This window comes from Undibacterium sp. Ji49W, assembly GCF_049340205.1.
Classification (GTDB): domain Bacteria; phylum Pseudomonadota; class Gammaproteobacteria; order Burkholderiales; family Burkholderiaceae_D; genus Undibacterium.
On record NZ_JBMPOW010000022.1, the window covers coordinates 43,825 to 58,664 of the forward strand.

Genomic DNA, 14,840 nt, shown 5'->3' on the forward strand with positions numbered 1-14,840 from the left:
TCAGCAGTTCTGATTGTGTTCCGGTCAGAGCACATATCCCAATCTGTTAGACTCGGTACTCCGTTGCATGATGAGTTCAGCCAGTTCCGGTCAGAGCACATATCCCAATCTGTTAGACTCAACCTGTGGGACAACCTGCGGACCAACCTGTTCCGGTCAGAGCACATATCCCAATCTGTTAGACTTCCAGCTGATGAGGCATGGAAAGCATTCAAGTTCCGGTCAGAGCACATATCCCAATCTGTTAGACTCAAAAGTGCAGGGAGTAATGCAGCATTCGCGTTCCGGTCAGAGCACATATCCCAATCTGTTAGACTTTTGGTATCAGCAACAAACAAATTGAAGATGTTCCGGTCAGAGCACATATCCCAATCTGTTAGACTCTCCGGGGTTTGAGTAGCTATTGCGTTGCCGTTCCGGTCAGAGCACATATCCCAATCTGTTAGACTCCTCTGGTTTAGCCCCATATTGCTTTGGGTGTTCCGGTCAGAGCACATATCCCAATCTGTTAGACTGCAAGACAGTGAGAAGCCAAAGAAGAAGATGTTCCGGTCAGAGCACATATCCCAATCTGTTAGACTTTATCGAAACTGATTACCGCAAATGGTTAGGTTCCGGTCAGAGCACATATCCCAATCTGTTAGACTGGTACTCCGTTGCATGATGAGTTCAGCCACGTTCCGGTCAGAGCACATATCCCAATCTGTTAGACTGCTACACCCGTACTCCAGACGGATAACTAAGTTCCGGTCAGAGCACATATCCCAATCTGTTAGACTCTCAATCTGAGCCGCCACGAATGACGGCATGTTCCGGTCAGAGCACATATCCCAATCTGTTAGACTAAAGATCAGCTCATTGAGCTCGAACTTCGCGTTCCGGTCAGAGCACATATCCCAATCTGTTAGACTTGATTTTCATTTGCGTTTGCCATAGTTTAAGTTCCGGTCAGAGCACATATCCCAATCTGTTAGACTGATGGGGCAAACTTCAAGTAACTTCAAATTGTTCCGGTCAGAGCACATATCCCAATCTGTTAGACTAGAAATGCAATAAACCCCTGATTATTCAGGGGTTTATTGTTTTTTGATGCAAGAAAAATGGCTAAATTCATCAAAATAAATCGAACTGATCCGGTATTTTTGGAGCCGCTTGTTTGGCTTTTCCGCGGAAAGTGATGATACGTTCGTACTGTTTATCAGTAAATTGTAGGATATTTACCTTGCCGCCGCTAGGCAGTTTTTGTTCAACGCGCCTGCAATAGGTCTCAACTTGCGTTTGGCTAGTACAAAAGCGCATATAAACTGAAAACTGCGACATCTCAAAACCCATGTCCAGCAATGAGTTGCGAAACTCCGTCGCAGCTTTGCGTTCGGCTTTCTCTATGACCGGTAAGTCAAACATCACTATCATCCACATGATGCGATATCCGCTAAGCATGACATATTACTCGTCTAGCAAGGACGAAGCCAGATTAAGAGGGAGTCCAGGTAATGGCAAATCAAGTTTTTCTTTTTCGCCAATAAATATTTGGGCCAAGGAAGTTGCCAATTTTTGAGTGCAAACAATGATGGGGGTGACGCCTGCACTGGTTTGCATATCGTCGTACATGGTGCGGACCAAGGCACGTTTGGTTTCTGGCGTAACCATATCTTTCCCCTGTTTTTGTAGTTGCCACACTTTTAAATCCACCATGGGGCGAAAAGGTTCCATCAAGTCATCAACTAGGCGCATGGCATTGCCTTGATTACTGTGATGCAATCCAAGCGTAGGGTGCAGCCCCGCAGAAACCACAGCACGCGCCGTGGTGGCACGCAATACGGTATAGCCATAGTTAAGCATGGCATTTAGTCCTCCACCTTGCTGGTCCCGCCTGAAGCTTTCGCCAAACAATAGGGTCCAATAACGCCTTGCACCTTGCGCCTCAAAATTATCAGGGTCACCAGAACGTACTTTACGCACTAGAGATGAAAGTGGAATGCTAGGCGCACTGGCCGCTTCCAATGCAGCAGCTTGCTGCTGTAACTTGGATTTAACGATGTCCGCCCACAAGCGCTTAATGGTGGGTTGCGATGCCGCAATTTGTGCATCAAAGCGCTTGGCCTGCTGGTAGTTGCCTTCTATTGGCAATAGCATGCCGGCAGCATTGTGATTAGCTGCGCATAGGACAAAAGGTGCGCAGCGTTCTGCCAGGGCGATTAAAAGATTATTGGTATAACTGAGACCATGTGCATTCGCAATTACTGCAGCAATGTCATCTAAAGGAACCTGACCTAGCTCTTTGCGTTGCCCTTCGGTATCTTGTACCACCATGAAGCCGCGGGATAGAAATAAATGTCTGCGGTCGTCAGCTATTTCTACAATGCGGCCTATCATGGTAATTACTCCTTGAATCCAGGATCACGAAGAGTACCAATTGGTGAAATGGTAATTCTTCGTGCATGGAGTTTGCGAAGTGTGCTAGCTGGTGCACCCAAGTATTTTATTTCACCGGAGTCCGCGCGCTTACGTACGTTTGCTTCTCTATGTTCAATTAACCATGTCCTACCATCACCTTGCAGCTTGGCAACCCGAAGAATTTGTTTACCGCTGTCATTTTCTATTATCACATTGTCGTCAATCATCAGTCGCATGACTAAAGGCTGCCCACTCAAGCTAATTTCTGGGTTTCGCAATTTCTTTACTCCTCCGGAGCGGACGATTTGATAAGCAAAAAAAGTTGAAATTACTTCACTTTCCCACTTACCTTTCTCATTTCGCACAATCTCAATGCAATAGTTGCTGTCCCCCTTGTATCCCTTATAAGGCCGGGGTTCTCCATTTTCTAGTACTCCGTGTCTATCCAATGCTTTTACGCTGGTAAAAGGAATGACTTTCAGACTTTCTTCGATTTTTGTACGTTTCCCATCGATAAATTTATGTACACTTACTTTGCCGTTGCTTAGCAGTGAATAGGCTGTGTCATTGTGCATAGCACCTTCATGACTGTGATCGGGCTTGTGGCTAACCCAAATGTTATTCACAGCTCGTACAACATGGTCGTAATAAGAAGGCCATGGCAAAGGCATGTCCTCAACCAGCCGATTAAGTTGTCGTTCGCGTGCACTTGCGCTGGCCTGTGCAAAGCGCTGTAGCAGGCCTTGGTCAGTTACTGCTATTACACAAGCATCTACAGCATGGTGCCGATGGTCGTTGCGGTTCTTTTCTCCGTTTAAGCCTAAGACGTTATTTAAGCCAAATTTTTTCCTTAGCATGGCTGTCATCTGACCTGGAATAACGCGTGTATCCGGACAAATTAATTGCACGTATTCACGCGCTATTCTGCTCATGTACCTCGTATCGTTTAGTGCGCGAGCAAGGAAACCTGCGTCGTCTTTTAACCAACGCTCATAACCATCTTTTGCAAAGCGATAGCGCTTTGCTTTAGGCATCTGCTCGGCTCTACCAAGTATGTTGTCATATTCAAATCCGGCGATCTGGTTCTGACCGAATGCATCCCATGGAGTGCGATTTCCTTTGAGCCTGTTTGCTTGTCTCATAGCCACTGTTTTGTTGTTGAGACTATCATCCAGCGTCAAAGAAAATGGCAGGATGTGCTCTACTTCAACTTCATCACTAAGTAACGTGTGCGCATTTATTCTTGCTCCAGAATAGGGGCAATGTCTATCCGCAGGATCAAAACTTAGTTCTTTCCAAAGTATCATTTTTTGAATATCAGCGTGTCTTACTCTTTCTTCACTGATGTTCAAAATTCCGGCAATTTCAGTTTTAATTTGACTGTTGCGTTTTTGATTTTCGGCTTGACGCTTGCTTTCATTGTCACGCTGCTCTTTACTTTGTTTAAGGTCTCTGGCGACTTCGACTATGACCTCTCTTGGATGACCATATTGTTTTATGAGTGCGTTGACGACGAGACGAATCTGATTTAATCCTATATGTACTGTTGGGTTGGCGATGCGGCCATATCGTCTTTCATCGGTGTCGTCCACCTTTCCTGTTCCAAATCCGACGTGGCGTTGCAAAGCCTGGCCGTAATACGGCAGTTCAGGAAAAATCTCGCCACTCGCGGAGAGGCTAATATTGCTATGATGTTCAAAACCCGCAGCGATAACCGCCTTGTCATAAGTGACTACATCACGCCTTAGTTCAGGGAGAATTCGTGCCAGTGCTTTTATTGAAAGGCTGCCATACCCTTCCGGCAAAGCTGTATTTGCGATGGTTTCGGCTCTCTCTTCGTCTATTCCAGTTTCTTCAATCAACCATCGTATTAGCTTTGCAAGATTTTCTTCCGTGATTAATTGCAGTACGATAGCATCTTGTTTTTCTTCGCTAAATGAAAGCCAGTCTTTTCCAAAGCATTCATTGGAACTCATCTTTACTGTCGTAATATTTCCCTTGAGTTCTTGGCGTTTCGGGTCTTCAAAATTGAAATTGACGTTGCCAATACCAGGCAAGTTTTTTATTTGTGTAAATGTGCGCTTGTTGTTTTCCTCTAGTGTTTTAACCAGCGCATTTCTTTGTGTCAAAGTCAGTGCTTCCTCGCGCATATACTCCCTGAGTATCCGCAAATTATTCACTTCCTGATAGATGCGAAATCTTTGTGTACTAGGCAGTGCAAGAGGTGCACGTTCTTCATCCGGTAAAAAGGTACAACGACCAGGTTTGACAGGCTTGAGTGGACGTTGATGTAGCAGAACGTCTTTGAGATCTTGATATGCTGCTTCAGTGTAAAGGTGAGGTTTGAATTCGGCTTGTTTTTTCCAAAGCGCATCAAACTCTGCTGCTATCATCGCTCTGTCTATGTAAAGATCATAGCTCTTATCAAGACGTGTCTTACCATCGTCTTTGGTGACTTTGGCTTCGCGATATCTGGCGCGGACGGTTTTCCCTGCCGCGTCACGTTTGTACAGCCATTCGCCAACGGTTCGACAATTTTCCTCAACCATCGCAGTGCGTAGTTTACTAATAGCAGTTTTTAATGCTCCGCTATCATTGTCTTTTTTATCGGTTTTACGGTTACTTTTAAAGCCACGCCTTTGATTGATGTGGAACAAAGCTCTGCCAAACTCTTCTGGTGTCAGTTCTTCATCCAGGCCGGTACCTCTCAAATCATAGGGGTTCAGAGTTTCTAAGGCTTTTCTTTGTTCCTCGTCAGAAGGAAAAAAACCATGTTCAATCAATGAGCGCATCATTCGTGCTTTACGTTTAAGCAGTCGGTCACGCCGTCTGCGCATTGCACGCGCTTCTCTACGAGTTACGGCGAGTGAAGAGCCATCTTTCGGATTTCGGCCGTTTGAAAATATTCGAACTCCTGCTTTAATAATGGCGCAGGGCAAGTTTTGTGCGTTCAGGCGTATCATTGCCCAGCCCAAGGAAGTTGATCCCAAGTCTAAGGACAGGCGATATATCATTTTGCCAAGCATGTGCTACTCCATGTTATTTTACTAATACATTGACTTTACAATAATATTGACATAACATACAAGCATTATCAGATTGGGATATGTGCTCTGAACGCTAACAAGCTGAAAGATGCACCAAATGAAAAGGCCGCTATATGCGGCCTTTTGCTTTTTGTGCGTTGCATATCCTCCTGCCATCACCAAAATTTAGAAATTTAATTGCGCAAAGAATAAGCTAATGTATGGATTATTAGCTTGATGGCGATGCCTTGATTGCGGGGTGAGTAGGGGGCTGCATCTGGTCATCGTGAATGGATTACTTTTGATAGTGATGGCTTATGCTACTTGATCTCAATACCGTTTTTCACAGCGAGCTTTTATCCATTCGCCATGGCATTGCGCGACCATCGCCTGATGGGGCGAGCAATATTGAGTGCGAGTCAGCGGATTTGATTTTGTTGCCTATCAAGGGGGTGTTTGCCAAGCATGATGGGCCCAGGCAGCATTTTATTGCCAACCCTAATCACGGGATATTGCTGGGTGCGGGCAGGCCGTATCGCATCAGTTTTCTTGATCAGGTTGGGGACGAATCTCTGGTGCTGGATTTTCCGAAAGAGGTGTTGGCAAGTCTGCTGGCAGAGGCTGTTGCTGGCGAGGATTTTGGTTCATCTTCTCTTGCACCGCATTGTCTGCTTTCACCTGCGAGCGTGATGAATCGTGAACTGTTATGGCGTCATTTAAGACAGGCTGTTGTTGACCCTCTGGCGGTAGAAGAGATCAGTCTCGCCATGCTGACCGGGGCGTTGCAGGCGGCCAGTGTGCGTGGTCGTCTTTCTGATCGCGGCAAACAGTCAGTGACGATGGCGCGCAGGCGTCAGCAGGTTGAAACCGTGAAGGAATTGATTTCTCTTCATTCCAATCAGGACTGGACGCTGACCAGTCTGGCACGCCATGCGCATACGTCGCCCTTTCATTTGGCCAGAGTATTCCGGGAGCAGGTGGGTGTGCCTGTGCACCGTTATCTGATACGCACACGTCTTGGCAAAGCGCTGGAGGCAATGCAGTCGGCAGAGCTGGACTTTGCCGCCATCGCTCATGCGAATGGCTTTGCCAGTCACAGCCATTTTACGTCCAGTTTCCGGTCGCTATTTGGATTGACGCCTTCTCAGTCACGTCAGCGTATGGCTATCTATTAAGGTTGTCAGGTATGGGGTGAGCAAGATTATGGTAGCGGCTGTCTGGTCTGATAGTTAAGATGGATGGCATTTATCTAGTCTGAAATATCAAGCGTGAAAGTCACCATGCACTTTTCCATGAAAGCCAGGTTTGCCATCTTGTTTCTTGCATCTTCCTGCGGTGGTCTACGTCGTCAACGGTGGGTAGACGTTCCATGAATCATTATTTAACGGCAAAGGCCGGTCTTGTCCGGGCTTATTCTCCTTTGTTGCTATTGGGCGTTGCCATTGCCTTTCCATTTTTTGCTGCGCAGTTTGGCAATTCATGGGTGCGTATCATGGATTTTGCCTTGCTGTATGTGATGCTGGCACTGGGCCTGAATATCGTGGTTGGTTTTGCCGGTCTGCTGGATCTGGGGTATATCGCTTTTTATGCGATGGGTGCTTATATGACGGCCTTGCTGGCGTCGCCGCAGTTTGTATATGTGCTGGAATCTTTCATCAACACTTTTCCGTTGGTCGGTAATGCCTTGTTGTGGTTGTGCGGGCCGGATGTGGCTGCACATGGCATACATTTGTCGGTGTGGCTGATTGTCCCGCTGGCGGCTGCACTGGCCGCCGCACTGGGGGTGTTGCTGGGGGCACCTACTTTAAAACTGCGTGGTGATTATCTGGCGGTGGTGACGCTGGGCTTTGGTGAAATTGTGCGTATCTTTATCATCAATCTGAATGCCCCGGTCAATATTACCGATGGGCCAAAAGGCATCATTGCGATTGACCCTGTGCGTCTGTTCGGGGTGTCACTCAGTGGTGAGGTGGGGTCGCACGCGACGGTGCAGGTGGGTGGTTTTTCCATGCCTTCTGTGAATGCGTATTACTTTCTGTTTCTGGCATTATGCGTGGCGATTATTTTTGTCACGATACGTTTGCATGATTCTCGCCTGGGGCGTGCTTTTGTGGCGATACGCGAAGATGAAACCGCCGCGCAGGCGATGGGTATCAACACCCGCAATATCAAGCTGCTGGCATTTGCAATGGGGGCGTCGTTTGGTGGCGTGGCGGGGGCGATGTTTGCTGCCTTCCAGGGTTTTGTGTCGCCAGAATCGTTCTCGCTCAATGAGTCGATTACGGTATTGTCGATGGTGATTATTGGCGGCATAGGGCATATCCCCGGCGTTATTTTGGGCGCTGTGACACTGGCCGTGTTGCCAGAAATTTTGCGTTATATTGTTTTGCCGGTGCAGCAGTATTTGTTTGGTCAGGTGCTGGTCGAGCCTGAAATATTGCGTCAGTTGCTGATAGGTCTGGCGATGGTGACTATCATGCTGAAACGCCCTGCTGGTTTGTGGCCCCAACCCAGGCATGAAGACAAGATGATGTCGGATATATTGAGGCCGTCAATCGCCAAAGGTAGCCAGTAATGCGGGCAGGCTGTTGGTATTGATTTGGATAGGTGTGTGAGCATTTTGCTTGTTCACTTAGACTAGCAAACCTTGCTGGGGCTGCGGCCAGCCGTGCAGAAGGGAGCGGTTCGGCCAGGTTGCGTGTCATGCCTGTCAATGGGGCTACCTTCCGGACATATCAAAATATGGGTTTCCGGTACGACGGAACTTCGCTTGCCCATGTCATTTCCCGCTGTTAAAAGAACAAAATCAGCTGTTGCGGTAATGGCTGCAACGGGCACATGCTTCCTCTTTTGTCTTGGTTGCATGGGGGCAACGTACTATAATCCCTGCTGTACTGGCGAATAAACAAATCGTGCGGACTGCATGAAACAAGTGGACGGAGGCCCTACGCTTCAGTATTCTTGCATTATTCCTATGGGCAGGTTCACCTGTCCTTTGGGGGATATGCCGTTTCATTGTGCCGGCATATCCGGCACGCTAAGGATGAAACCATGCTGATCACCGATTTGACATCGCTAACCGACGCGCAGGAGGATGGCTCGCAGGCAGAACACGCCGTTCATGACGCAACGCTCGTCGCTGTGCAGCGGGTGCTTGCGCTGGAGGCGGAAGTGAAGCGCTTGCGGGATGTGTCTGCCGTCATGCCTGCTGATGCCCGGCAAGATCTGGTGTGGAAGGATAAAGTTGCTCACCTGCTAAGCCGGGTAATCTTGTTCAGGCTTGCTGTTTCTGATGAACACGGGCGTACGCATGCAGCACCACCATCTGTCCGGACAGGGGATGGTGTAATGGAATGAAGCGACAGGCTGGTGGCTTGTCGCAGGTGATTTTTGAAATTGTTGTGTAAAAAATTAGGAGTTGGCCATGGCCTCGGAAGAAACTGGTGTGGTGTACGGTACGGAAGACTTGTTGACCAGTTTGTGTAACTCGGTCATACGGGTGTTGAACGTGGCGACACAAAGCAAGGTACATTATTCGGCCATGGTGCAGCGCATCACCAAGATAGGTCTGAAGCCGGACATCGGTTGCTTTGTGCTGTTTGATGGCGGTTTTTCAGGGTTGGTGGTGTTGAACTTTGATGGCGATACCGCGCTTGAGATTTACGAAAAATACATGCTCAACATGGGCATGCCCAAGTCTGAGCTGGCCACGTCTTTCACCTCGGATGAAGTTGCCAATATCCTGGGTGAACTGATGAACCAGATCGTCGGTGATTTCACCGGCAAGATACGTCGTGAACTACAAACCAATATCACCCAGAACCAGCCCAAGATGCTGGTGCTGACCAAGCAGGTCATGCTGAGTGTGGATACTCCACTGGACAGGCCAGAACTGCGCCGCGTGTCCTTCTTCACTGAAAAGAATAATATCTTTTACCTGGAACTGGCCATCGACAGGACAGAGTTCATCAAGCTGCATGATTTTGATGCACATGAAGTGCCTGATCCGGATGCCTTGCTGGATATGCAGCAATCCAGTCAAAAAACAGACGCAGCAGCACCGGCTGCGGCATCAGAAGATGACAATGCTGAACTGTTGAAGTCTTTGGGGATGTAAGTCAACTTGCATACCTTGCATCAAGACAGATCTTGATGAAGCAAAGGTATAACCAAGATGCAGGTAAGCAAAAGGCCGCTTTAATTTTCATTAGGCGGCCTTTTGCTTTGTACGGACAATTCAGTTCAGTTCAGTTCAGTTCAATTTTTTCACGACCACGCAGCCTATGGAATAGCCTGCGCCAAACGAGCAGATCACACCTATCGTGCCGGGTGCCAGGTCTTCCTGGTATTTGTGGAAGGCGATGATGGAGCCTGCTGACGACGTATTGGCGTAGGTATCGAGTATGGTTGGCGATTCTTCAGGTGTGGCGTCACGTCCTAAAATCATGCGGGCAATCAACAGGTTCATGTTGAGGTTGGCCTGATGCAGCCAGAAGCGTTTTACATCGGGGATGCTGATGCCCGATGCTTCTACCGTCGAGGTGATCACCGAAGCGGCCATGGGGCAGACATCCTTGAACACTTTGCGGCCTTGCTGGCGGAACAGTTTGTCTGGCTTGCCTATGCCGCTTTCATCGGCACGATTCAAAAAGCCGAAGTTGTTGCGGATATTGTTCGAGAATTGGGTTTTCAGTTTCAGGCCGACAATTTCAAACTGATGTTGCGATGTGGCCAGGTCAGCGCGTTCTATGATGATGGCGGTACAGGCATCACCAAAAATGAAGTGGCTGTCGCGGTCACGCCAATTCAGGTGGCCGCTGGTGATTTCCGGGTTAACCACCAAGATGGCGCGTGCCTGGCCGCTTTGTATCGCTGTGACGGCAGCCTGTATGCCAAACGTGGCAGATGAACAGGCAACATTGATGTCGTAGCCATAACCGTCTATGCCCAGCGCTGCCTGAATTTCAACGGCCATTGCTGGGTAGCCACGCTGCATATTGCTGGCAGCGCAAATCACACCGTCGATATCTGCTGCGGTGCGGCCCGCGCGTTCCAGCGCCTGGGTGGCTGCTGCCACGGCCATTTCACACATGACGGATGGTTCGTCGTCGCTGCGTTCCGGGATGCGAGGCGTCATGCGATTGATGTCCAGCACGCCATCTTTGTTCATCACATAACGAGCTTTGATGCCGGATGCTTTTTCTATGAAGGCAACGCTGGATTCTTCCAGTGCCACCACGTCGCCGCTGGCGATGGCCGCAGCGTTTTGTGCATTGTGTTGCTGGACATAACCATTGAAGCTGGCAATCAGTTCTTCATTGGAAATGGACTGGGATGGCGTATACAGGCCGGTGCCGCTGATGACTACTTTACTCATCTCTTGCTTTCTTGTTATGTCGTTCTGAATGATGCGCAAAAAATGCGCGACGATGTCGCTCGATTTTACACAAAATTAATGACAATCTAGCGAGAAACGCACAGAAATAGAGTGCTTGTTCCAGTTTGGTGCATATTAAAACTGGAACAAGCCTGTATGACAGCATTGGCCGTTTTTGGGCCTTTAAGCAGTCAATTGTTGCTTGTGATGCAGCAAATGCTCTTCAACAAAGCTGGTGATGAAGTAATAGCCGTGGTCATAGCCAGCGTGGTAACGCAGGTTTAGTGGCTGCTGTACTTGCTGGCAGGCGGCGGCGAATTGGTCTGGGTGTAATTGCTCTGCCAGAAATTTATCGTCCAGCCCCTGGTCTATCAGGATGCCTTTGGGAAAAGGGGCCTGGCGCAGATTCAACATGAGCTGGGTGGCGTCGTAGGCGCGCCAGCTTGCCGTATCTGACCCCAGATAGCCGCTGAAAGCCTTGTTGCCCCAGGGGCATTGGGTGGGGGCAGCAATCGGGGCGAAGGCGGATACGCTGTGAAAAAATTCTGGATGACGCAAGGCCAGCACTAGCGCACCGTGGCCGCCCATGGAATGTCCCATGATGCCTACTTGCTGCCTGTCCATGGGCAAGTGGTCGAGCAGGATGTTGCGCAGTTCATGCACGATGTAGCTGTGCATGCGGTAATGTTTGCTCCACGGGGCTTCGGTGGCGTCCAGGTAAAAACCGGCTGCGACACCAAAATCCCAACTGTCACTGTCACCGGGGATGTTGGCATTGCGTGGGCTGGTGTCAGGCGTGATGAGGATGATGCCTTCGCGGGCGGCAACGGCCTGCGCGCCACCCTTGATCATGAAGGTTTCCTCGGTACAGGTCAGCCCGGCAAGGTAAAACACTGCCGGGCAAGTCGCACCCGCCAGCGCCTGCGGTGGCAGGTAGACAGAAAACCGCATAGGCAAACCGATTTCTTTGGATGCATGCTGATAAAACCGCTGCACACCAGCATGGCAGGCATGCTGGCTTAACAGGGTTATCTCATCCGGCAGGGGCAGGAGCGACTTCATCAGTACAGCACGACAGAACGGATGGATTCGCCGCTTTTCATGAGGTCAAAGCCTTCATTGATGCGTTCCAGCGGCAGCCTGTGGGTGATCAGGTCGTCGATGTTCAGCTTGCCTTCCATGTACCAGTCGACGATTTTTGGTACGTCGGTACGGCCACGGGCACCGCCAAAGGCAGAACCTTTCCATTCGCGCCCCGTCACCAACTGAAACGGACGAGTGCTGATTTCTGCGCCAGCCTCAGCCACACCGATGATGATGGATTTGCCCCAGCCCTTGTGGCAGCATTCCAGCGCCTGACGCATGACCTTGGTATTGCCTATGCATTCAAATGAATAGTCGGCACCGCCATCTGTCAACTGGATGATATGGTCAACCACGTTTTCTACCTGCGACGGATTGATGAAGTGGGTCATGCCAAATTTGCGCGCCATGCTTTCACGTGCGGGGTTCAGGTCCACGCCGATGATTTTGTCGGCACCAACCATTTTGGCGGCCTGGATCACGTTCAAGCCTATGCCGCCCAGTCCAAATACGACCACATTCGCGCCAGCTTCTACCTTGGCAGTGAAAACCACGGCACCGACGCCAGTAGTCACGCCGCAACCGATATAGCAAATCTTGTCGAAGGGGGCATCTTCACGGACTTTGGCAACAGCAATTTCCGGCACTACGATGTAGTTGGAGAAGGTTGATGTACCCATGTAATGGAACAAAGGTTTACCGTCGAGCGAGAAGCGCGATGTGGCATCCGGCATCAGCCCGCGCCCTTGGGTGGAACGGATGGCCTGGCACAGATTGGTTTTGCGTGACAGGCAGAACTTGCATTGGCGGCATTCTGGCGTGTACAGCGGGATAACATGGTCACCTTTGCGCAGGCTGACGCCAGGGCCGGTATCTACAATCACGCCTGCGCCTTCATGCCCCAGAATGGCTGGGAACAGACCTTCCGGGTCGGCACCAGAGAGGGTGTAATAATCTGTATGGCAAATGCCGGTGGCCTTGACCTCGATCAGCACTTCACCGGCTTGCGGGCCTTGCAGATCGACTTCTTCTATCGTCAAGGGTGCACCTGCTTTCCAGGCGATGGCGGCTTTGGTTTTCATGCTGATCCTTTATGGAATGTTAAGGTTCGCTGATTGTCTTAGAAAGCAGATGCCTTGCGGGTGTTTTTTTGGCTATCTGGCTGATTCTGAATGAAGAATGGCTTAAAAAGACGGAATGGTCACTTCTGGACTATCATCCTGCTTTTGCTTATGTGCAGGGGCAGGCAGTGAAAATGGCTAAACAGGTAGACAAGCCCGCAGACAAACGTGGCTTTCCCCGCAGGCTCGATATTATCGTGTACCCAGGTTTCAAGTCGCTGGAAGCGATAGGGCCGATGTCGGTGTTTGAGTATGCAAACATCCATTTAAAGCGCCTGGGCAAGCCTGCCGCCTATGATGTCAAAATCGCTGCGGCCCAGATCGGGCCGGTGCGTTCAGACACCCTGATGTGCCTGGAAGCAACCAAGGCCATCAACCCGCTGGCTTTGCCGGATGACGCGATCATTGTCGGCTCGCGCCATATCCGCGATGCGTTGGAAGAAAATGGCGCGATCATCGACTGGGTGGCGCATGTTGCCCCAAAAATACAGCGCCTGGCAGCCTTGTGTTCGGGCGCTTTTTTCCTGGCGAAGACAGGGCTGTTGGATGGCAAACATGCCACCACGCACTGGAGTGTGGCACGCCAGTTGCAGGATGATTTTCCGGCGGTGCAGGTGGATGCGGATGCCATCTTCATACGCAGTGGCAACCTGTGGACATCAGCCGGTGTGACGGCAGGCATAGACCTGGCCCTGGCCTTTGTCGAAGATGATTGCGGCCATGAACTGGCACTGGAAGTTGCCAGTGACATGGTGGTCTACCTAAAACGTCCTGGTGGGCAATCGCAGTTTAGTACCCATTTGCTGAGTCAGAAAACCGCGCAGACCAATATCCGTGAATTGCAACAGTGGATATTATCCAACCTGCATCAGCGCCTGCCGGTATCGCAACTGGCCGACATGGCCGGTATGAGCCTGCGCAATTTCACCCGCCTGTTTCAGCGTGAAGTGGGCGTCAGTACTTCAGAATTTATCGAAACTGCACGTCTGGAATTTGCCCAACGCTTATTGGCCGATGTGTCGGAACAGGCCATGCCGGTCAAGACCATTGCAGCCCGCTGTGGTTTCGCCAGTGACGATCATTTACGCAGGGTCTTTCAAAAGCACCTGCATCTGTCGCCGACGCAATACCGCGACAGTTTTACATCGCTACATAACGATCAGGACGATGGTTCAGGCTGATTGCCAGGTTCAGGGCAAAGGCACCAATGACGGATGCCAGCAGCGCCATCGGCGCCACTACCGCCAGCGACGCCATGACGATGCAGAAATCCACCGCCATTTGCAGTTTGCCTGCACGTATGCCGCGTTTTTCTTGCAGATACAGGGCAAGGATATTGATGCCGCCAAGGCTGGCCTGGTGACGGAACAGCACAATAAAACCCACGCCCATCATCAAGCCGCCGATCAGCGCAACATAGAACGGCGTCAGCGCCGTCATGCTGGTCAGGTGTATCAATTTGGGATGCAGGCCAGAAAACACCGACACCAGCGCCACGGCACAAAATGTCTTGAGCGTGAAACGCCAGCCCATGCGTCGCCAGGCCAGCCAGTAAAACGGCAGATTGATGAGGAAAAACACCAGACCAAAGGATAGCCCGGTACTGTAATGAAGCAGAAAGGCCAGTCCGGCTGTTCCACCAGTCAGCAAGCCTGCCTGGTTAAACAAAGCCACGCCCAGTGATACCAGCACGGTGCCGGTAATGATGGCCAGCACATCTTCCAGCAGGCTGTGTGCTACCAGGGATGGGGGCGGGGTGTTGCTGACGGTCTTCATGACAGATGGCAGTTAGGCAGGTACGTAGGTACTAATGCAGGATCGGGAAAGTACGATTGT

The 14,840-nt window shown here is 50.1% G+C and carries 12 protein-coding genes and 1 CRISPR repeat array (1 of these 13 running past the window's edge); of the genes, 5 read left to right on the top strand and 7 right to left on the bottom strand.

Annotated elements, in window-relative coordinates; all coding sequences use genetic code 11:
* A CRISPR array of direct repeats spans positions 1–1,043; the repeat unit is 36 nt; unit sequence GTTCCGGTCAGAGCACATATCCCAATCTGTTAGACT (it extends 5,666 nt beyond the left edge of the window).
* A gap of 70 nt (positions 1,044–1,113) precedes the next feature.
* From cas2 to cas9, 3 genes are read right to left on the bottom strand one after another with little or no spacing between them, the layout of a single operon-like run.
* Positions 1,114–1,419, bottom strand: coding sequence for a CRISPR-associated endonuclease Cas2 (gene cas2 / locus ACO0LK_RS22965; RefSeq protein WP_422979209.1), 306 nt, complete (start codon positions 1,417–1,419; stop codon positions 1,114–1,116).
* Between the two features lie 27 nt (positions 1,420–1,446).
* A complete protein-coding gene (gene cas1, locus ACO0LK_RS22970) occupies positions 1,447–2,376 on the bottom strand; it encodes a type II CRISPR-associated endonuclease Cas1 (protein WP_422979211.1) in 930 nt (309 codons plus the stop codon).
* Positions 2,377–2,381: 5 nt separating this feature from the next.
* Positions 2,382–5,423, bottom strand: a complete 3,042-nt coding sequence (gene cas9 / locus ACO0LK_RS22975) for a type II CRISPR RNA-guided endonuclease Cas9 (protein WP_422979213.1) — start codon at positions 5,421–5,423, stop codon at positions 2,382–2,384.
* A gap of 317 nt (positions 5,424–5,740) precedes the next feature.
* On the opposite strand from cas9, the gene ACO0LK_RS22980 reads away from it, so the two are divergent.
* The 4 genes from ACO0LK_RS22980 to ACO0LK_RS22995 all read left to right on the top strand — a co-directional run bounded on the left by ACO0LK_RS22980 (position 5,741) and on the right by ACO0LK_RS22995 (position 9,540).
* On the top strand, positions 5,741–6,598 hold the full coding sequence (locus ACO0LK_RS22980; RefSeq protein ID WP_422979215.1) for a helix-turn-helix transcriptional regulator: 858 nt from the start codon (positions 5,741–5,743) through the stop codon (positions 6,596–6,598).
* 194 nt (positions 6,599–6,792) lie between these two features.
* Entirely contained in the window at positions 6,793–7,998 is a 1,206-nt protein-coding gene (locus tag ACO0LK_RS22985; protein ID WP_422979217.1) for an ABC transporter permease subunit, read from the top strand.
* Between the two features lie 476 nt (positions 7,999–8,474).
* Positions 8,475–8,780: a hypothetical protein gene (locus tag ACO0LK_RS22990; RefSeq protein WP_422979219.1), complete on the top strand. Its 306-nt coding sequence runs from the start codon at positions 8,475–8,477 to the stop codon at positions 8,778–8,780.
* 67 nt (positions 8,781–8,847) lie between these two features.
* Positions 8,848–9,540: a DUF3334 family protein gene (locus ACO0LK_RS22995; protein WP_422979221.1), complete on the top strand. Its 693-nt coding sequence runs from the start codon at positions 8,848–8,850 to the stop codon at positions 9,538–9,540.
* A 135-nt stretch (positions 9,541–9,675) separates the two neighbouring features.
* Here the strand turns inward: ACO0LK_RS22995 and ACO0LK_RS23000 are convergent, their stop codons facing one another.
* The 3 genes from ACO0LK_RS23000 to ACO0LK_RS23010 form a co-directional block, all read right to left on the bottom strand.
* Positions 9,676–10,800: a beta-ketoacyl-ACP synthase III gene (locus ACO0LK_RS23000; RefSeq protein WP_422979223.1), complete on the bottom strand. Its 1,125-nt coding sequence runs from the start codon at positions 10,798–10,800 to the stop codon at positions 9,676–9,678.
* A 183-nt stretch (positions 10,801–10,983) separates the two neighbouring features.
* Positions 10,984–11,862, bottom strand: a complete 879-nt coding sequence (fghA, locus tag ACO0LK_RS23005) for an S-formylglutathione hydrolase (protein ID WP_422979225.1) — start codon at positions 11,860–11,862, stop codon at positions 10,984–10,986.
* Positions 11,862–12,965 carry an S-(hydroxymethyl)glutathione dehydrogenase/class III alcohol dehydrogenase gene (locus ACO0LK_RS23010; protein WP_186950026.1) on the bottom strand — a complete coding sequence of 368 codons (1,104 nt, stop codon included), beginning with the start codon at positions 12,963–12,965 and terminating at the stop codon, positions 11,862–11,864. The genes fghA and ACO0LK_RS23010 overlap by 1 nt, the downstream gene beginning before the upstream one ends.
* A 173-nt stretch (positions 12,966–13,138) precedes the next feature.
* Here ACO0LK_RS23010 and ACO0LK_RS23015 point away from each other — a divergent pair, with 173 nt between their 5' ends.
* Positions 13,139–14,185 (top strand): GlxA family transcriptional regulator, encoded by a 1,047-nt coding sequence (locus ACO0LK_RS23015; RefSeq protein ID WP_422979227.1) that lies wholly within the window; start codon positions 13,139–13,141, stop codon positions 14,183–14,185.
* Here the strand turns inward: ACO0LK_RS23015 and ACO0LK_RS23020 are convergent.
* Complete coding sequence (locus ACO0LK_RS23020) at positions 14,145–14,780, bottom strand: YitT family protein (protein WP_422979229.1); 636 nt, start codon at positions 14,778–14,780, stop codon at positions 14,145–14,147. The genes ACO0LK_RS23015 and ACO0LK_RS23020 overlap by 41 nt on opposite strands.
* Between the last annotated feature and the right edge of the window lie 60 nt (positions 14,781–14,840).

Coding starts and splice junctions, on each gene's coding strand:
- ACO0LK_RS22980 (WP_422979215.1), top strand. CDS start 5,741: ATGCTACTTGATCTCAATACCGTTTTTCACAGCGAGCTTTTATCCATT.
- ACO0LK_RS23020 (WP_422979229.1), bottom strand. CDS start 14,780: ATGAAGACCGTCAGCAACACCCCGCCCCCATCCCTGGTAGCACACAGC.
- ACO0LK_RS22985 (WP_422979217.1), top strand. CDS start 6,793: ATGAATCATTATTTAACGGCAAAGGCCGGTCTTGTCCGGGCTTATTCT.
- cas9 (WP_422979213.1), bottom strand. CDS start 5,423: ATGCTTGGCAAAATGATATATCGCCTGTCCTTAGACTTGGGATCAACT.
- ACO0LK_RS23010 (WP_186950026.1), bottom strand. CDS start 12,965: ATGAAAACCAAAGCCGCCATCGCCTGGAAAGCAGGTGCACCCTTGACG.
- cas2 (WP_422979209.1), bottom strand. CDS start 1,419: ATGTGGATGATAGTGATGTTTGACTTACCGGTCATAGAGAAAGCCGAA.
- ACO0LK_RS23015 (WP_422979227.1), top strand. CDS start 13,139: ATGGCTAAACAGGTAGACAAGCCCGCAGACAAACGTGGCTTTCCCCGC.
- cas1 (WP_422979211.1), bottom strand. CDS start 2,376: ATGATAGGCCGCATTGTAGAAATAGCTGACGACCGCAGACATTTATTT.
- ACO0LK_RS22990 (WP_422979219.1), top strand. CDS start 8,475: ATGCTGATCACCGATTTGACATCGCTAACCGACGCGCAGGAGGATGGC.
- ACO0LK_RS22995 (WP_422979221.1), top strand. CDS start 8,848: ATGGCCTCGGAAGAAACTGGTGTGGTGTACGGTACGGAAGACTTGTTG.
- fghA (WP_422979225.1), bottom strand. CDS start 11,862: ATGAAGTCGCTCCTGCCCCTGCCGGATGAGATAACCCTGTTAAGCCAG.
- ACO0LK_RS23000 (WP_422979223.1), bottom strand. CDS start 10,800: ATGAGTAAAGTAGTCATCAGCGGCACCGGCCTGTATACGCCATCCCAG.